Source organism: Novosphingobium meiothermophilum, assembly GCF_003171715.1.
Taxonomy (GTDB): domain Bacteria; phylum Pseudomonadota; class Alphaproteobacteria; order Sphingomonadales; family Sphingomonadaceae; genus Novosphingobium; species Novosphingobium meiothermophilum.
Map to the genome: position 1 here is coordinate 1 of NZ_QGHL01000014.1, position 17,585 is coordinate 17,585.

The following is a 17,585-nucleotide window of genomic DNA, read 5'->3' on the forward strand; positions in this document are numbered from 1 at the left end:
GTGCCGCCGACATCGAGGGTGAGGATGTTGCGGATGCCCGCGTTGCGCCCCACCCAGATCGCGCCCGTCACCCCGCCCGCCGGGCCAGACATGAGGATGTTGACCGGGTGCTCCTCGGCCTTCTCGGCGCTCATCAATCCGCCGTCGGAGCGCAGCAGCGAAAGCTTGCCGTTCATGCCCGCTTCGGCAAGGCGCGAGCGCAGGTTCGAGACATACTTGCCCACGACCGGGCGCACGGCGGCATTGGCCACGGTGGTGAGGGTGCGTTCATACTCCTGCATTTCCGGCAGGACTTCGTGGCTGAGCGAGACCGGAACGCCCGGCATGATTTCGGCGACAAGTTCGCCCACACGCCGTTCGTGCGCGCCGTTGGCATAGGCATTGATGAGGCTGACGGTGATCGCTTCCACACCGTTGGCCTTGAGCACCGAAATCTGGGTGCGGATATCGGCATCGTCGATCGGGCGGATCTCCTTGCCTTCGGCACTGATCCGGCCCCTGATCGTGACCGTATCCTCAAGGGCGGCCAGCGGCTGCGGCTTGGGCCAGACGATCCATCCGGCAAGCCCGCCCGGCACGAAACTGCGGGCAATCTGCATGATGTGCCGGTAGCCTTCTGTGGTGACGAGGCCGACGCGCGCGCCCTTGCCTTCGAGCACGGCATTGGTGGCAACCGTGGTGCCGTGCAGGAAATAGTCGATATCGCCCGGCGTGATCCCGGCTTTCTCGCAGATCGCGCTCACGCCGTTCAGGATGCCTTCCGAACTGTCGTGCGGGGTGGATGGCGTCTTGTGCCGCCAGAATGTGCTGCTCGCGGTATCGAACAGCAGGAGATCGGTGAAAGTGCCGCCGACATCGACGCCAAGGCGATAGCCCATTGTTCGGTTACTCCTGGACAGATTTCGGAAATGCAGGTGCCTGGGCCACCATTGCAGGAAGCTTGCGGTCCATCACGCCGGACAGCCAGCGGTTGGCCTCGATCAGTTGCGCAAGGTCCATGCCGGTGTCCACGCCTGCGCGGTGCAGCATATAGACCACGTCCTCGCTGGCGACGTTGCCGGCGGCGCCCGGCGCAAAAGGACAGCCGCCAAGGCCGCCGAGCGCAGCGTCCACAACGCTCGCGCCCGCTTCGATCGCCGCCCAGACATTGGCGTTGCCCGTGCCGCGCGTGTTGTGGAAATGAACCCGCACCGGCAGAGGGGCAATGGCCTGCACCACGCGCTTCACAAGGCGGGACACGTGCGCCGGATCGGCCACACCGATGGTGTCGGCCAGCGCGATTTCGGCCGGATCGGCCTTGGCAAGCGCGGCTGCCATGGCGACCACGCGGTCTTCGCTCACCTCGCCTTCGAACGGGCAGCCGAACGAAGCGCCGATCGTGACCTGCCCCTTCAGCCCGGCCGCCTTTGCCATGGCGATGATGCTGCTGGCCGCCGTCAGCGATTCGTCGCTGGTCTGCGCCTGATTGGCAATGGCAAAGCCGTCGGTCGAGACACACACGGCGCCGAGTTCATGCAGGCGCCCGGTGGCAATCGCCCGCTCCGCCCCCTTCGCATTCATCACCAGCCCGATGTAGCTGACCCCGGCCGCATCGGGCAGCCCGGCGCAAACCGCTTCGGCATCGGCCATCTGCGGCACGCGCTTGGGATTGACGAAGCTCGTCACTTCGATGCGCCGCGCGCCCGCGGCAATGCTGCGGCGGATCAACTCCAGCTTGTCGGCTGTCGAGACGAGCGTCTTTTCATTCTGCAGCCCGTCGCGCGGGCCAACTTCGACGAAGCCGATCCTGCGCCCGCTCATGCCGCGGGTCCGACATGGCTGGGGTCTTCGGGAAAGGGGTGGCGCGCCGGTATCATCGCTCTCGCTTTTCGTTTCAGATGCAAAATCGGATCGTATGCAAAATTACTGTGTGACCAATGGCCAACACCCTGAAACCTGCCCATAGGTGCAGGAATCTTCGTGCCTTGACCAATCGAGTTTGTATACAATAAGCTGCCTCTACGACAAGCAGGCGTCAAGAGGGGGGTGAAAGCCCGAACGCCTGCCGGGTTTGTGATGTGCATCTTTGAAAAGGGTATCCGGTGAGTTCGCGCGGGATGCGCCGCCGCTGCCGGATCGAAAGGGAGGTTTGAGAATGCGTGCCACCCGTCTTCTGTTGAACACCGCCGTGCTTGGTCTGCTGGCAGCCAGTGCTGCGCCTGCCTTTGCGCAGGAAGCCCCGCAGGATGCGACGGGCGCCGATGAAGCCGGCGATGCGATCATCGTCACCGCCCGCCGCCAGAACGAGCGGTTGCAGGATGTCCCGGCCTCGGTTTCGGTGCTGACGGCCAGCGCGCTCCAGAATACCGGTGCGGTCAAGGCCGAGGACTTCACCCAGCTCACCCCCGGCGTGACGATCGTGACCGGCACCGCCGAAGCAGGTGACACGCAGATCAACATCCGCGGGATCAACGGCGCGCGCGATGCCGAAAGTTCGGTGGCGCTGGTGGTGGACGGCATCCTCAAGACCAATACCGCCCAGCTCAACCAGCCGCAGGGCACGCTGACCCAGGTTGAAATCCTGAAAGGTCCGCAGGGCGCGCTTTATGGCCGCAATGCTGCGGCAGGCGCCATCGTGCTGCAAACGCAGAAGCCCACCGAAACCCTCAGCGGCGGGCTTCGCGCCAGCTATGCCAACGAGAACACGGTCGAGGCGACCGGCTACATCGCCGGGCCGATTGCCGAAAATGTCGGCTTCGTGCTTTCGGGATACTATTTCCAGACCGATGGCTGGTGGCGCAATGCGTTTCTGGGCAATTCCAAGACGGTCGACGACAAGAAGAACTGGTCGGTCGATGGCCGCCTGATGTTCGGACAGGGCACGGCCACGCAGGTTGACGTGAAGGCCCGCTATGCCGAGTTCAGCGGCGCCTCGCTGCCGTTCAATGCCTCGTTCCACCTCCCGCTGTTCGCGGCCGTGAACCCGGCCTTCTACGAGGACGTGAACAAGCACCAGTTCAACTTCTACAACAACATCCGCGCCACCAACGACCAGAAGAGCTTCGATGCCTCGATCAAGCTCGATCACGAGTTCGGCAATGGCATGAAGGTGGCGGCCTGGGCGCTCTATTCCGACGTCAAGCAGGATCTGGTGGCCGACGGCACTTCGGCCGATTTCGCGCGCTTCATCAGCAATGCCGATCCGGCCGTGAACTCCTCGGTGGCAAGCTGCTTCTCCAGCACGGCAGCGCTCACGGGCTATCCGGTCAACCAGCCGGGCTTCATCGGCCAGATTCCGGTGCCCTTCATCTTTGCGCCCGCCAACGGTTCCACCTTCGGCCCATACAGCCCGACGACCTGCGACGGCACGCAATACCAGCTGCGCGAACAGGAAGACATCAGCGCCGAACTGCGCCTGCTGTCGAACGATGACGGCCCGCTGACCTGGCAGCTTGGCGCCTACTTCCTGCACATCAACCGCAAGACCGGGGTCAGCCTTGGCGCCGATACCGGGCAGGGCGTGATCAAGCAGCTCTACAACGCGCCCAACTCGGCCAATCCCACCTCGCTGCTGCTGGCCGACAAGTTCCGCACCAATGTCTATGCTGCGTTCGGCGCGGCGGAATGGAAGCCGTCGGAACAGTTCACCGCCGGGTTGGCACTGCGCTATGACATCGAGGACCGCGCTGCCAATTCGCTGGTGCCCAACGTGCTTGATCCGTTCACCGGCGGGCCGATCAACCCCGGCCTGGCCTTCGGCGCGTTCCAGCCGCAGAACGCCACGTTCAAGCAGCTTCAGCCCAAGGTCACGCTGAGCTATCGGCCGATGCCGACACTCAACCTCTATGCCAACTGGGGCATCGGGTTCAAATCGGGCGGGTTCAACAACCAGGGCTCGTCCGCCGTGGTGAACCAGAACTTCAACCAGTTCATCAATGCCGGCGTCACCATTGACGATCAGTATCGCAAGGAGCGGTCGAGCGCGTTCGAGGGCGGCGTGAAGGGCGAGCTGTGGGATGGCCGCATCACCTTCGATCTTGCCGGATATTACACCCGCGTCACCGATATGCAGTTCTTCGAGTTCTTCGTTGGCGGCTTCGGCCTGCTGCGCGTCGTCTCGAACATCGACCGCGTGGACATCAAGGGCGCGGAACTGAACCTTTCCGGCAAGATCATCGATGGCTGGAAGGTCTTCGGCTCGTTCAACGTGACCGACAGCGAGATCAAGAAGAACCGTTCGCGGCCCTATACGGTGGGCAACAAGTCGCCCTATACGGCGGACTGGACGATCAACCTCGGCACCGAGATCAACGCGCCGCTGAGCGACAGCGCCAAGCTGCTCCTGCGCGCCGACTATCGCATCACCGGGCCGACGTGGTTCCATTCGGTGCAGGATCAGGAGCGCCCGACGCTGTTTACCGGCCTGCTTCCGATTTCGGCGCTGGCGCTGCCCGGCTTCGTCGGGAATGCGCGCTATGACGTGGCGCAGCGTGATGCCTTCGGCGTCCTGAATCTGCGCGCGGGGATCAACATGGACCGCTATCGCATTGCCGTCTTTGCCGACAACCTGCTGGACCGGCGCTATGTGTCCGAAGTGATTCCGGCGATCGAATTTGGCGGATCGTTCATCACTCCCGGCGCGCGCCGCCTGATCGGGGTTGAAGTGGGCGCTACATTCTGATGAGGCCCGACAGAAGAAGGCCAGCCTGAAAAGGCCCGGCTCAAAAGGCCCGCAGGCAAGGGCAGGTTGACCGGCCTGTCCTTGCCCGCATGACGCAGGAGCTGACGTGTCCAAAGCCTCGCAGGAAGCCTATCGCAAGATCCGCGCAGGCATTCTTTCAGGCCATTTTCCGGCAGGCCAGTTCGTGCCGGAAGACGAGTTCGCGCAATATTGCGGCCTTTCGCGCACCCCGGTGCGCGAGGCGATTGCCGAACTTGTGGCGGAGATGCTGCTCCAGCGCTCCGACACGAACCGGGTTTTCGTGCCTGTCTGGTCGGACGATGACGACGAAGAGCTGTTCACCTTGCGCGCCATGCTGGAAAGCCATTGCGCCTCGCGCGCAGCAAGGCTCATCACCGACGATCAGATCGCCCGTTTGCGCGCGCACTGTGATTTCATAGACCGCGCAATTGCCGCGCCCGGCGGCCCTGATGTTTCCGGTTTTGTCGAAGGCAACCGCCATTTTCATGACGTGATCCTTGCCGCCGCACAGTCGGAGCGGCTGGCGCAACTGATGAAGTTCGTCGTCAGCCAGATCGTGGTGCACCGCACTGCCGAGCAGTATTCGCGGGCGGACATGGAGCAGAGCCAGCGTGACCATCGCGATCTGGTGAGCGCCTTCGAGTTGCACGACGCAGACTGGGCTCGCGCCGTTGCCAACACGCACATTCGCCGCGCGGCCAGCGTCTATCGCGCGATGCGGCAGGGCGCAGAGGCGCCTCAGGCTTAGGCCGCCGGGGGTTTCAGGCGGTATTCCTCGACTGGCACGCCGCCGATCACATGTTCCTGAAGGATGCGTTCCAGCACTGCCGGTGTGCAGGAATGATACCAGACATTGTCGGGATAGACGACCGCTACCGGCCCGGCGATGCAAACTCTCAGGCAGCCCACCTTGTTGCGCAGGATGCCTTGCGCTCCGCCCAGCTTGAGTTCGCCCATGCGGCGTTTGAGGTAGTTCCACGCCTCGTCGCCCACGCTGCGCGGCGCGCATTTGTCCTTTTCGGGGCCAGCGCAGAGCAGGATGTGCCGCTGCGGATTGAACCCGCCCAGCTTTTCAAGCGCGGCTTCCGCCTGCCGGATGTCTTCGGGCGATGCAGTCACGCCACTGGTCCCTGCAAGGGCAACGCCGGGCGGCGCGGCTTCAACCGCGCTTGCCCGCAATCCGGGCGATTTCGGCGGCGACCATGCGTTCGACCATGGCCGGCAGATTGCGGTCCAGCCAATCGGCCAGCATCGGCCTCAAGAGATCGCGCACCAGCCCCTCCAGCGAGGTTTCGCCAGAGCGAACGATCTGCGGTGCAGCGCCCGGCTGGGCCAGCATGGAGAGCGCCGCGAGCGATTCGCGCATGGCGGTGGCGGCAGTATCGGCGATAAGGCCGCCGTCTTCCTCGTCCGCATCGGCGGTTTCGGTCAGTTCGAGAACGTCGGCACGCGGCACGGGGCGGGCTTCAGCGACGGGGCCAGGCCGGGACCGCGCGGCCAGATCGGCCCGGCTGTCACGCGCGATCACCTTCTTGATCGATTCGAGGATTTCCTCGACAGACGGTTCACCGGCCTGACGCATTGCACACTTGCCCCTCTAGCTTCCCTGTTGCCGCCAATCCTTCTGCGACGTGCCGCGCGGCCTGTCTCAGCGCATCGGTGCAGGCGCGATTGTCGCATCCTGCGCGGGCGTGTCAACGGTGCGCGTGGACACGGCCTTCGGCTGGGGATCGCTGTCCCAGTCCCAGATGCGGTGGCGCACGCGCTCGTAGTTTTCCTGCGGATCGTAGAGCGTGCCGCCATCAAGGCCCAGATCGTCGGCATCCGCCTTGCCCATGGCCGCCAGCAGGTTGAAGCCCGCGACATAGGCATTGCGCCGCGCCGCCACGAGCTGCACCTGCGCCCGCAGGAGTTCCTGCTCGGCATCGAGAATGTTGAGGATGGTTCGGTTGCCCACGGTGTTTTCGGCGCGCACTCCTTCGAGGCTGAGTGCGGCGGCATCGACCGCTGTCTGGTTCATGGCGATGATTTCGTTCGCGGCCTTCCACGATGCGAAGGCCGAACGGACCGCAGCGATGACCTGCCGCTCAACCCCGATTTCCTGTTCGAGCGAGGCTGATTCGCGCGCCTGGGCCTGGCGGGTCTGGGCCGCGGGGCCACCACCCTGGAACAGCGGCACGCGCACGTTCACGCCCGCCTGGGCAGTGGTGATGCCTTGCCGCAGCACTTGCCCGGAGCCTTGAAAGCTGCCCTGAAACGCCTGATAGCTGGTGCTGGAGGACAGCGACACCGTGGGCTTTGCGGCTGCTTCGGCCACTTTCACGTCGAACCCGGCCGCCTTGCTGCGTTCGCGTGCGGCAATCAGATCGGGGTTGTTCTCAAGCGCAAAGTCCACCGCAGCGTCAGGCGTATCGGGCAGGCCCGGCAGGGGCGGGGGCGGCGCAAGGTTTGTCGGCGCCTTGCCGACGATCTGGATGAAGCGTTCTCGGCTGGCAACAAGGTTGACCTCGGCATTGCGCAATTCGCCCTTCGCCAGCGCAAGGCGCGAATTGGACTGCGCAACGTCGGTGCGCGTCACGTCGCCGATCTCGAAGCGGTCGCTCGTCGCCTTGAGGTTCACTTCAAGCACGCCGACATTGTTGCGGTTGAGTTCCACGATCGCGCTGTCGCGGATCACGTCCATGTAGGCGGCGACGACATCGCTGAACACGCCCGATTCGGTGGCGCGCAGGTCTTCCTGTCCGGCTTCGACGCGGGTCTTGGCGGCGCGCAGGGCGTTCTTGACCGACCCGCCCGAATAGATCGGCAGGCCAAGGCTGACGTCCACGTTCGCCGACCAGTCTGCCACGAGGAACGAGGCAGTATTGGGCTTGAGGATCTTGGTATAGTTCGCCTGCCCATTGAGGCTGGGCAGGGCGCGTGCGCGGGCGATCGGCACGCCTTCATCGGTGGCGCGCTGGTTGGCGCGGGCAGCCTGAAGGGTGGGATTGGAATTGTATGCGCTGACAAGCGCGTCGCGCAGATCGTCTGCACGGGCGGCGCCGATGACAAGCGGGGAGGCCGCAACCGTGGCGGCGCTGGCCGCCAGCAGCAGACGCAGCGCCATGGTCCGGGTCATGGGTATCAGAAGCTCCAGGTCTTGGGCGCGGCGTATTCGGGCAGCACCGCGAAATCGGCATCGGCAAGCGCTGTGGCCACCACCCTGCCTGCGGCCTTGCGGGCAAGGGCGAGCCGGGTGACACCGCGGTCAACGATGCCGCAGACGATGCGGCCATCATCGGCCAGCAGGGCCGCAAGCGCATCGGGCAGGACTTCTGCTGCCCCGTCGATCAGGATCAGCGAATAGGGACCGCCCTTGGCATCGGCGAGGCTGTCGGCGCGGACCGTGGTGCCGGCCAGTTGCTCGGCAAGCGCGGCGAGATAGCCGTTGGGCGAGAGCACGAGCACCGAATCGGCAGTGGTCGGCACTGCTGCTTCCAGCATCTGGCCATATGTGAGCGCAGGCGAGAGCACCTTGCCCTCTCCCAGCGGAACCGCCCGGTCCATGTAGGCCACAGCGCGGCGTTCTGCGGGGACGAAATCCTCGCGCGGGACGGCCGCGAAGGCGGCAAGAATGGCAGGCGAATTGACGCCGCTCACGCGGAGCTGGCTGTCGATCATCGCGCGGCGGGCAACCTGAAAGTCTGCGGCCGAACTGTCTGCGGCAGCGTTGTTTGCAGCAGCCGGGCGATCTTCAACCACGGTCATTCGAACCCTCATCTTCGCTAGACGGACGCGCAAGACCCCGTGCGGGGCCGCGTTCCCAGGTGATCCAATGGCAGGAGCCTGTAGATTATCGATGTGCCCTTTCCAAGGGATTTGGCCAAGGGATTTGCATGTCGCTCGTCGAAGCGTAAGGGGCGTTTGCAGTTTCTTGGGCTTTGAAGGAAATCCTAAAATGGCCGAAATGGTGACGATCAAGGAAGCCGACCTGATCGAGAGCGTGGCGGATGCGCTGCAATACATCAGCTACTTCCACCCGATGGACTATATCCGTGCCCTGGGCGCAGCCTATGAGGCCGAGCAGGGACCGGCGGCCAAGGACGCCATCGCGCAGATCCTCACCAACAGCCGGATGTGCGCCGAAGGCCACCGTCCGATCTGCCAGGATACCGGCATCGTCAACGTGTTCATCAAGTGGGGGCAGGACTGCCGCCTTGAATCCGACCTTTCCCTGCAGGACGTGGTCGATGAAGGCGTGCGCCGCGCCTATCTGAACCCCGACAACAAGCTGCGCGCATCGGTTCTGGCCGACCCGGCCTTCACGCGCCGGAACACTCGCGACAACACGCCCTGCGTCCTGCACGTGGAGATGGTCAAGGGCAACAAGGTCGTCGTCGACGTGGCCGCCAAGGGCGGCGGCAGCGAGAACAAGTCGAAGTTCAAGATGATGAATCCCAGCGATTCGATCGTGGACTGGGTGATCGAGATGCTCCCGCAGATGGGCGCGGGCTGGTGCCCGCCGGGAATGCTCGGCATCGGTATCGGCGGCACCGCCGAACACTGCGTGCTCCTTGCCAAGAAGGCGCTGATGGAGCCGATCGACATGGCCCAGCTCAAGCAGCGCGGGCCACAGAACGACATCGAGAAACTGCGCATCGAGATTTTCGACAAGGTCAACGCGCTGGGTATCGGTGCGCAGGGCCTGGGCGGCCTTTCGACGATCCTTGACGTGAAGATCATGGATGCACCCTGCCATGCCGCGGGCAAGCCGGTGGCGATGATTCCCAACTGCGCGGCCACGCGCCACGCGCACTTCGTGCTCGACGGTTCGGGGCCGACCTATCTCGAACGCCCGAACCTTGATGAATGGCCCAAGGTCCACTGGGCGCCGGATTCGGCGGCAAAGCGGGTCAACCTCGATACGCTGACGGCCGAGGAAGTGCAGAGCTGGAAGCAGGGCGATCGTCTGCTGCTCAACGGGCGGATGCTGACGGGCCGCGATGCCGCGCACAAGCGCATTCAGGACATGCTGGCCAAGGGTGAGCCGCTGCCGGTCGATTTCCGGGGTCGGGTGATCTACTACGTCGGCCCGGTCGATCCGGTGCGCGATGAAGTGGTTGGTCCGGCCGGCCCGACCACCGCGACGCGCATGGACAAGTTCATGGACATGATGCTGGAGCAGGGCCTCCTAGCCTGCGTGGGCAAGGCCGAACGCGGCCCGGCTGCCACACAGTCCATCGCCAACCACAAGAGCGCCTATCTGATGGCGGTGGGCGGCGCGGCCTATCTGGTGGCCCGCGCGATCAAGCAGTCGAGGGTTGTCGGCTTCGAGGATCTGGGCATGGAGGCCATCTACGAGTTCACCGTAGAGGACATGCCCGTGACGGTGGCGGTCGACAGCGAAGGGCGCAATGTCCACCAGCTTGCCCCGCTGGTATGGAAGAAGAAGATTGCCGAGGAAGGCCTGCTGCCAGCCTAACCTTTCGCTTCGATGAACGGCATGTTCCGCCCGACCGCCGTCATGGTGTGTCGGGCGGAATGGCATTAGGCTCATACCCGCAATGAGCGCAGCATTCGATCCCGCCAACCCGCGCGTGCCTGCCCGGCAGGTTATCCTTTCGGCAGCGGCCCTGTGGCTGTGCTATTTCCTGCTGGTCACGGTGCGCGGGCTGGTAGTGGACCTGGGCGATTTTGCCGATCTCCTGTGGCGGAGGGGGCTGGTAAGCGTGGCCGGTATCGTGGTTACGGTGGCCTGCTGGCCGCTGCTGCGGCGCTTCGATGGCCGTGCGCTGTCAGTGCGGGTGGCGGCGGCGCTGGTGATCATGCTGCCTGCCGCGCTGGCCCTTGCGGCGATCAACCAGTGGGCCTTCGCGCCAGTGGAACAGCGCCTTCTGGAAAAGCTGGCCGAAGAGGAGACGAGGCTGCGGCAGGATGCACCTGCACTGCCTTCCCTGCCTGCGCCCCCGACCGCACCTTCTCCGAAGGCTGCGCCTTCATCGCAGGTTCTGGTCATCGGCAAGGAAGGCCGGGGCGCCGTGAGCATTCGCCGCGATACCGCCGGGAACATGATGATCGACGTGCTGGACGAGGGCCTTGGCCCGTTGCCTACCCCGTCTGCGCCCCTGCCACCGGTGCCGCCGTCCGGCAGCGCAGCGGATGCGGCCAGACCGGTGCCAGCGACGCCGGCAGTTTCGGTGATCCGCAAGCTGGCCGAGAAGGAAGGGCTGTGGCGGCAGCTTACCGATGTGGCGCTGGGCCGCTATTTCCTGCTGATCGCGTGGGCCGCGCTCTACCTTGCGCTGGGCAACGGCGAACAGTTGCGCGCCGCCGAATACCGAGAGGGCGAATATCGCCGGGCGGCGAAGGCGGCGGAACTGCGTTCGCTGCGCTATCAGGTCAACCCGCACTTCCTGTTCAACGCGCTCAATTCGCTCTCGGCGCTGGTCATGGTGGGCCGGGCAGAGCAGGCCGAGCGCATGATCCAGTCGTTGTCACGTTTCTACCGGCACAGTCTGGCGGGCGATCCCACGGCCGATGTCCCGCTTGAGGACGAAATCGCGCTTCAGCGGCACTATCTGGAAATCGAGGCCGTGCGCTTTCCGGAGCGGCTGGTCTGCGAGTTCGATGTGCCCGCCCCGCTGTTGAGCGCCTGTGTGCCCGGCATGATCCTCCAGCCGCTGGTGGAGAACTCGATCAAGTATGGCGTTTCGGCAACGACCCGTCCGGTCACGATCCGCATTTCTGCGCGCGAGGCCGGAGGATTTCTGGTGCTGAGCGTGGCGGATGACGGTCCGGGCGCCGCAGCTGTCGCAGCGCCGGGCCGGGATGCGGCGACAATCGACAGCACCGGCATCGGTCTCGCCAACGTGAGGAGCCGCCTTGCCGCGCGCTTTGGCGAAGGCGTCGGCCGGGTGGAAAGCGGCGCTCTGCCAGCAGGCGGTTATGCCACGGTGCTGACCATGCCGCTGGTGCGCAACGAATGCTGATGGGGAGCTGATGTGCGGACGCTGATTGTCGATGACGAACCCCTGGCGGTGGAGCGGATGCAGATCCTGTGCGCGCGCATACCCGCGTTGCAGGTGGCGGGCACCGCCACTGATGGCGCTGCGGCGCTTCGCCTGATCGAGGCGCTGGCCCCCGATCTCGTGCTGCTCGATATCACCATGCCGGAAGTGGACGGCCTCGGTGTGGCGCGGGCGCTTTCGGGCAAGGAGCATCGCCCCGCCGTGGTCTTCGTGACCGCGCATGATGACTTCGCGGTCGAGGCCTTCGATTGCGAGGCGGTGGACTATGTCCTGAAGCCCGTGGCGCAGGACCGGCTGGAACGGGCGGTGGAGCGCGCGCAGACGCGGCGCGGCGCAGCGCCGGCCGTTTCGCTCGAACCGGAAAAGCCGCATAGCGAATGGATAGAGGAGTTCTGGGTGCCGCACCGTTCGGAGCTGATCCGGGTGGCAGCCAGCGATCTTGAACGCATCGATGCCGAGCGCGACTATGTGCGCCTGCACGTAGGCCACCAGAACGGGCAGGGCCGTTCCTACCTCATGCTGCACACCATTGCCGGGCTGGAGGCGCGTCTTGATCCGGAGCGCTTCATCCGGCTGCACCGGTCCACCATCGTGCGGCGCGATCGTATCGCAGGGCTGCGCCACGACGGGCTTGGCGTCTGGTCGGCCGAACTGGCCGATGGCACGGTGCAGCGCATCGGCCGGACCTATCTGGCCAAGGTCAAGGCAATGGCGGGCCGCTGAGCAGCACACCTTTTCTCTGCCGAGCTTCAGCCCTTGTAGAGCGCGTCGATCCTAGCGCCATAGCGTTCGCGGATCTTGTGGCGGCGGATCTTCATGCTGGGCGTCATCTCGCCGTTCTCGATGGTGAAGGCCTCGTCCGCGAAGGTGAACTGGCGCACCCTTTCGATCACCGAAAGATCCTTGTTCACCCGGTCCACCGCGGCGCGCACGGCATTGCGGAAGGCTGGCAGATCCTGCAGCGCCTTCATGTCGAAGGCTTCACCCTGCGCACGCGCCCATTCCAGCGCCCATTCCGCATCGGGCACGATCAGCCCGACGATGTAGGGGCGCTTGTCGCCTGAGACCATGGCCTGCGCGATCTCCGGCTGGAGCGTCAGCATGCCCTCGATCCGCTGCGGCGAGACATTGTCGCCCTTGTCATTGACGATCATGTCCTTTTTGCGGTCGGTGATGACGATGCGGCCCTTTGCGTCGAGATGGCCGATGTCGCCAGTGTGCAGCCAGCCTGCGTTCGGCCCTTCGCGCGGGATGGCGCGCAGGGTTTCGGCCTCGTTCTGCCAGTAGCCGTGCATCACCAGTTCGCCGCGCACGAGGATCTCGCCGTCATCGGCGATCTTTACCTCCACACCTTCCATCGGCGGGCCGACGGTATCCATCTTCAGGCCGACCTTGGGCCGGTTGCACGAGATCACGGGGCCAGCCTCGGTCTGGCCATAGCCCTGGAGCATGGTCAGGCCCATGGCATCGAAGAACACCCCCACATCGGGATTGAGCGGTGCGCCGCCCGATACCATCGCCTTGATCCGGCCGCCGAAGCGGGTGCGGATCTTGGGGCGCAGGGTGCGTTCGAGGATGAGATTCATTGGCGCATCGATCAGCCGCCCGCGTCCGGCCGCCTTGCGCGTGCCGATGGCCAGCGCCCGGTCCATAAGGTAGTTGGCGACCTTGCCCTGCTTTTCCACCTGCTTCATGATGCGCGTGCGCAGCACCTCGAACAGGCGCGGCACCACAACCATGATGGTCGGGCGCACTTCCTCGATGTTCGAGGCCAGCTTCTCCAGCCCTTCGGCATAGAAGATCTGCGCGCCCATGCCGATCGGCAGGAACTGGCCGCCGGTATGTTCATAAGCGTGGGACAGCGGCAGGAACGAGAGGAACACCTCTTCGCCCCAGCCGAAATCGTTGGCGAGGATTTCCGCCGCGCCAGCCACGTTGCACAGGATCGATCCATGGTGCAGGCGCACCCCGCGCGGGCTGCCGCCGGTGCCGCTGGTGTAGATGATGCAGGCCAGATCGTCCCGCCCGATTGCGGCGATCCGCGCATCCACCGTGCGCCGCGCCGCCGCGCCATCGCCGCCCGCCCCGTCCCTTGAGATCAGCGCCGACCAGTCGTGGAACGAAAGCTTGCCCGCCTGCATCTGGCGCAGCGGCTCCATGCCGATCACGTGTTCCACCCCCGGCGCGGCCAGCGCAGCGGGCAGAAGCGGCTGCGAAAGTCTGGCCGTGGAGACGATCACCGCCCGCGCGCCGGAGTTTTCGAGGATGTGCAGATGATCGCGTTCGGTGTTGGTCACATAGGTCGGGACCGTGACCAGTCCTGCCGCCATGATCGCGTGATCGGCGATGCACCATTCAGGCCGGTTTTCCGAGACCAGCGCCACACGGTCGCCGGGATTGAGGCCAAGCCCGCGCAGCGCCTCGGCCAGAACGCAGACCTGCCGTGCCGCTTCGGCCCAGCTTATGGCCTGCCACTGACCGTTCTGCTTGGCCGAGAGGAATGGCGCATCCCCGCGCGCATCCGCGCGATCAAGGAACATCGCCACCAGATTGGGGAAACCTGCGAAATCGGAAAGCTGCACGTGTGATTCCTCGCCCCCGGCCCTTGGCGGGCCGCGTTATCATCAGGCGCGTGAACCTAGTGGGCCGCTGCCCTTACGGCAACATGTGTCGCAAGGGCAGTTCAGCACAATCAGGGCGCAACGGCCGCACCCTCGCTGCGCGGGTCGGCCGCCCCGCGCCAGCGCCCGCCCACCAGTTCGATGGCATTGGCCTTGAACGAGGGGGAACGGGCCGTGACCTGCGCGTGGCCCAGTGCCTGAAGCGCGGGAATCATGGCTTCGAGGCTGGTGCCCTGCTCCACGAAGACAGCATTGCCGCCGGGGGCATAGATCACCGGAAGGGCGATGGCATCGCGCGCGGAAAGGCCCCAGTCGATCACGCCGATGATGGCCTTGGCCACCTGCGCGGGAATGGTTGTGCCGCCCGCCGCGCCGATGGCAAGCCGCAGCCGTCCGTCAGGCCCGTAGATCAGCGTGGGCGCCATCGAACTGCGCGGGCGCTTGCCGCCTTCGACGCGGTTGGCGGTGGGCTTGCCGTTGCGGTCGGGCACGATGTTGAAATCGGTCAGCTCGTTGTTGAGGAAATAGCCGCCCACCATCAGTCCCGAACCGAAAGGCCCTTCGATGGTGGAGGTATAGCTGGCAGCATTGCCCCAGCGGTCCACCGCGACGAAATGGGTGGTGCCATGCTCTTCCTGCGGAGCGGGGCGCGCAAAGGCGAGCGTGGCGCCGGGCGGGGTGCCCGCTGTGACCGAGGGCAGGGCGCGTTGCGCCGAGATCAGGGCCGAACGCTGTGCCAGATAGGCCGGATCGGTGAGGCCCCTGACCGGCACCTGCACGAAATCGGCATCGGCCAGATACTGTTCGCGGTCGGCATAGGCGAGGCGCTGCGATTCGGCGATGAGATGCCACGATGTAACGCTGGCCGGGCCAAGCGCCTTCATGTCGAAGCGTTCAAGCTGCTTGAGAATCGCGAAAACGGTGGTGGCCCCGGAACTGGGCGGCCCCATGCCGCAGATCCTGTGTGCGCGGTATTCGCCGCAAACCGCCGGGCGCCTCACCGCGCGATAGGCAGCAAGATCGGCCGTGGTCATGGGCGCGGGATTGCGCGGCGCGGTGCCGACCTTGGCGGCAAGGTTCGTTGCGTTCTCGCCGGTATAGAAACTGTCGGCACCGCGCGCGGCAATGCTCTCCAGCGTGGCTGCCAGCGCGGGGTTGCGCACCACGGTGCCTACGGGAAGCGGCTCGCCGTCGGCGCCGTAGAACAGCGCGCGTGCCGCCGGATCGAAGGCGCCTGTGCGGTTTGCCGCGCGCAGGATGGTTTGCAGGCGCGGCGTTATGGCAAAGCCGTCGCGCGCCAGGCGAATGGCGGGCTGGAACAGGGTGCGCCATGAAAGGCGGCCCTTTTCGTTGTGCGCCATTGCCGCCAGCCTGAGATTGCCGGGCACGCCCACGCTTTTTCCGCCGATCACGGTATCAGGCCAGACCAGCGGCTTCCCATCCACATGAAACCACAGCGGATGGGCCGCGGCAGGTGCAGTCTCGCGTCCGTCGATGGTCTCGACCGCGCCCGCCGCATCGCCCAGAACGAGGAAGCCCCCGCCGCCAATGCCAGAGCTTTGCGGCTCCACCACGGTCAGCGCCAGCATCGTGGCGATTGCAGCATCGGTGGCGCTGCCGCCAAGGCGCAGAATCTGCGCGCCCGCTTCGGCGGCGCGGGGGTCGGCGGCGGATACCAGCCCCGGACCATCAAGCGGCACGCCATCGCGCGCATCGGCAACCGGGGTGGCGCGCGGCGGCGCGATTGCGGCATCGGGCGGGGGAACGCAGGCCCCGGCAAGCAGGGCAAGCGATAGCGGCAGCAGGTGAAGCGGTTGGATCAGGGTCATGCAGGCAGTGCTATTCGCTGCCGACCGCCTCGGCAATGGATGTCAGCCCTGCTTCGCGCACCTTTGTTTCAAGCCCCTTGACGATCCGGCGCGCCAGCCCCGGTCCTTCATAGACCATCGCGCTGTAGATCTGGATCAGGCTGGCCCCGGCGCGGATGCGCGCCCAGGCGTCTTCCGTCGATGCGATTCCACCCACCCCGATCAGCGGAATGGCGCCGCCGCTCGCCTTGCGGAAATCGCGCAGCCGCTGGAGCGCCAGATCGCGCAAGGGGGCGCCTGAAAGCCCTCCGGCCTGTCCGGCATGAACCGAGCGCAGCGGCGGGCGCGTGATCGTGGTGTTCGAGACGATCAGCGCGGCAAGCTGCCGTTCCAGCGCGATGCGGCAGATCGCATCGATATCGGCCGGCTCCAGATCGGGCGCTAGCTTGAGGAAGATCGGCACGGCAATGTTGCCGCGCGCCTCGATCACCGCATCGAGCAGCGCCGCCAGCGCGCCTTCATCCTGAAGCGCGCGCAGGCCGGGCGTGTTGGGCGAGGAGATATTGACCGTGAGATAGGATGCCAGCGGCGCCATCAGCCGGGTCATCTGCGCATAATCGGCGATGCGGTCGGCCGAATCCTTGTTGGCGCCGATATTGACGCCGACAATGCCGGGCAGGCCGTTTGTGCCGGTTTCCCGCCTGCGGATCAGGCGATTGGTGACAGCCTGCGCCCCTTCGTTGTTGAAGCCCATGCGGTTGATGACCGCGCGGTCCTCGACCAGACGGAACAGGCGCGGTTTGGGGTTGCCCTCCTGCGCCAGCGGGGTGACTGTGCCCACTTCGACAAAGCCGAAGCCCATGGCCAGCATGGCATCGGGCACTTCGGCGTTCTTGTCGAAGCCCGGCGCCATGCCCACCGGATTGGGAAAGGCGATCCCCGCGACTCGCTGGGCCAGACTGGGCGTGGGCGCAAGCGGCGCGCCCGGTTGGGCAAGCGACAGGGCCTTGATCGTCAGGCGATGGGCGGGTTCTGCGGGAATGCGGAAGATCAGCGGGCGCAGCAGCGAATAAAGCGACACAGGCAAACGGTTCCGGTACTGCGGACGGCGCGACCGCCGGGCCGCAAGTGTTGCAGCCGTCCGGCGTGAAGCGCGCGTGAAGGTTCTCAAGATGTCTTTGCGACGAGTCTCGCCCGGTTCCAAGTGCCTTCTGTTCGATTCTGACAGCAATTGTCATTGAACGTGCAGGCAATGTTGCTCAAATGCCACCGAGATTGTCGAATCCATACAATTCACCTGCTGCTCTTTGCGGGTAGGAAGGCGCTGCGACCCGAAGGGCTCGGTGCAGTGATGTATCGGGTTCCTGACTTTCAAGGCGGCCGATGACCCTGCGGGGCCGGCCGCCCTTTTTTTCCGAGGCAGCAGGTCTGACGATGGCTTTCCGGGCGATTTTGCCGGGAGCATGGT

Annotated in this window: 14 protein-coding genes; 5 read left to right on the forward strand and 9 right to left on the reverse strand. The window is 65.3% G+C overall.

All coding sequences use genetic code 11. The annotated features are described in order from the left end of the window. The coding region (locus tag DKM43_RS12655; RefSeq protein WP_145960524.1) for a hydantoinase/oxoprolinase N-terminal domain-containing protein at nt 1–878 on the reverse strand (878 nt) is incomplete at its 3' end. Nucleotides 879–885: 7 nt separating this feature from the next. Continuing rightward, entirely contained in the window at nt 886–1,800 is a 915-nt protein-coding gene (locus DKM43_RS12660; protein WP_109798867.1) for a hydroxymethylglutaryl-CoA lyase, read from the reverse strand. A gap of 334 nt (nt 1,801–2,134) precedes the next feature. On the opposite strand from DKM43_RS12660, the gene DKM43_RS12665 reads away from it, so the two are divergent. Next, complete coding sequence (locus tag DKM43_RS12665; RefSeq protein WP_109798868.1) at nt 2,135–4,660, forward strand: TonB-dependent receptor; 2,526 nt, start codon at nt 2,135–2,137, stop codon at nt 4,658–4,660. 106 nt (nt 4,661–4,766) lie between these two features. Beyond that, nucleotides 4,767–5,429 (forward strand): GntR family transcriptional regulator, encoded by a 663-nt coding sequence (locus DKM43_RS12670; protein WP_109798869.1) that lies wholly within the window; start codon nt 4,767–4,769, stop codon nt 5,427–5,429. Here DKM43_RS12670 and DKM43_RS12675 read toward each other — a convergent pair. The 4 genes from DKM43_RS12675 to DKM43_RS12690 form a co-directional block, all read right to left on the reverse strand. Then, a complete protein-coding gene (locus DKM43_RS12675) occupies nt 5,426–5,800 on the reverse strand; it encodes a (2Fe-2S) ferredoxin domain-containing protein (RefSeq protein ID WP_109798928.1) in 375 nt (124 codons plus the stop codon). The genes DKM43_RS12670 and DKM43_RS12675 overlap by 4 nt on opposite strands. 40 nt (nt 5,801–5,840) lie before the next feature. Beyond that, on the reverse strand, nt 5,841–6,263 hold the full coding sequence (locus DKM43_RS12680) for a DUF2497 domain-containing protein (RefSeq protein WP_109798870.1): 423 nt from the start codon (nt 6,261–6,263) through the stop codon (nt 5,841–5,843). Nucleotides 6,264–6,329: 66 nt separating this feature from the next. Beyond that, nucleotides 6,330–7,799 carry a TolC family outer membrane protein gene (locus DKM43_RS12685; RefSeq protein WP_109798871.1) on the reverse strand — a complete coding sequence of 490 codons (1,470 nt, stop codon included), beginning with the start codon at nt 7,797–7,799 and terminating at the stop codon, nt 6,330–6,332. Nucleotides 7,800–7,804: 5 nt separating this feature from the next. Next, nucleotides 7,805–8,428 carry a protein-L-isoaspartate O-methyltransferase family protein gene (locus tag DKM43_RS12690; protein WP_109798872.1) on the reverse strand — a complete coding sequence of 208 codons (624 nt, stop codon included), beginning with the start codon at nt 8,426–8,428 and terminating at the stop codon, nt 7,805–7,807. A gap of 190 nt (nt 8,429–8,618) precedes the next feature. Here DKM43_RS12690 and DKM43_RS12695 point away from each other — a divergent pair, with 190 nt between their 5' ends. The 3 genes from DKM43_RS12695 to DKM43_RS12705 all read left to right on the forward strand — a co-directional run bounded on the left by DKM43_RS12695 (nt 8,619) and on the right by DKM43_RS12705 (nt 12,411). Next, nucleotides 8,619–10,142: a fumarate hydratase gene (locus DKM43_RS12695; RefSeq protein WP_109798873.1), complete on the forward strand. Its 1,524-nt coding sequence runs from the start codon at nt 8,619–8,621 to the stop codon at nt 10,140–10,142. Between the two features lie 82 nt (nt 10,143–10,224). Continuing rightward, on the forward strand, nt 10,225–11,649 hold the full coding sequence (locus tag DKM43_RS12700) for a histidine kinase (RefSeq protein WP_109798874.1): 1,425 nt from the start codon (nt 10,225–10,227) through the stop codon (nt 11,647–11,649). A gap of 12 nt (nt 11,650–11,661) precedes the next feature. After that, the gene (locus tag DKM43_RS12705; protein ID WP_109798875.1) at nt 11,662–12,411 is read left to right on the forward strand and encodes a LytR/AlgR family response regulator transcription factor; all 750 of its coding nucleotides are present in this window, start codon (nt 11,662–11,664) and stop codon (nt 12,409–12,411) included. Between the two features lie 26 nt (nt 12,412–12,437). Here the strand turns inward: DKM43_RS12705 and DKM43_RS12710 are convergent, their stop codons facing one another. From DKM43_RS12710 to DKM43_RS12720, 3 genes are all read right to left on the reverse strand, one after another. Further along, nucleotides 12,438–14,270: an AMP-dependent synthetase/ligase gene (locus DKM43_RS12710; protein ID WP_109798876.1), complete on the reverse strand. Its 1,833-nt coding sequence runs from the start codon at nt 14,268–14,270 to the stop codon at nt 12,438–12,440. A gap of 110 nt (nt 14,271–14,380) precedes the next feature. Beyond that, entirely contained in the window at nt 14,381–16,138 is a 1,758-nt protein-coding gene (gene ggt, locus DKM43_RS12715) for a gamma-glutamyltransferase (protein WP_109798877.1), read from the reverse strand. Nucleotides 16,139–16,148: 10 nt separating this feature from the next. After that, a complete protein-coding gene (locus DKM43_RS12720; RefSeq protein WP_109798878.1) occupies nt 16,149–17,198 on the reverse strand; it encodes a quinone-dependent dihydroorotate dehydrogenase in 1,050 nt (349 codons plus the stop codon). Nucleotides 17,199–17,585 lie beyond the last annotated feature (387 nt).

Bases quoted from the DNA above. Each gene is read 5' to 3' on its own strand.
- DKM43_RS12660 (WP_109798867.1), bottom strand. From the start codon at position 1,800: ATGAGCGGGCGCAGGATCGGCTTCGTCGAAGTTGGCCCGCGCGACGGG.
- DKM43_RS12665 (WP_109798868.1), top strand. From the start codon at position 2,135: ATGCGTGCCACCCGTCTTCTGTTGAACACCGCCGTGCTTGGTCTGCTG.
- DKM43_RS12680 (WP_109798870.1), bottom strand. From the start codon at position 6,263: ATGCGTCAGGCCGGTGAACCGTCTGTCGAGGAAATCCTCGAATCGATC.
- DKM43_RS12685 (WP_109798871.1), bottom strand. From the start codon at position 7,799: ATGACCCGGACCATGGCGCTGCGTCTGCTGCTGGCGGCCAGCGCCGCC.
- DKM43_RS12690 (WP_109798872.1), bottom strand. From the start codon at position 8,428: ATGACCGTGGTTGAAGATCGCCCGGCTGCTGCAAACAACGCTGCCGCA.
- DKM43_RS12695 (WP_109798873.1), top strand. From the start codon at position 8,619: ATGGCCGAAATGGTGACGATCAAGGAAGCCGACCTGATCGAGAGCGTG.
- DKM43_RS12700 (WP_109798874.1), top strand. From the start codon at position 10,225: ATGAGCGCAGCATTCGATCCCGCCAACCCGCGCGTGCCTGCCCGGCAG.
- ggt (WP_109798877.1), bottom strand. From the start codon at position 16,138: ATGACCCTGATCCAACCGCTTCACCTGCTGCCGCTATCGCTTGCCCTG.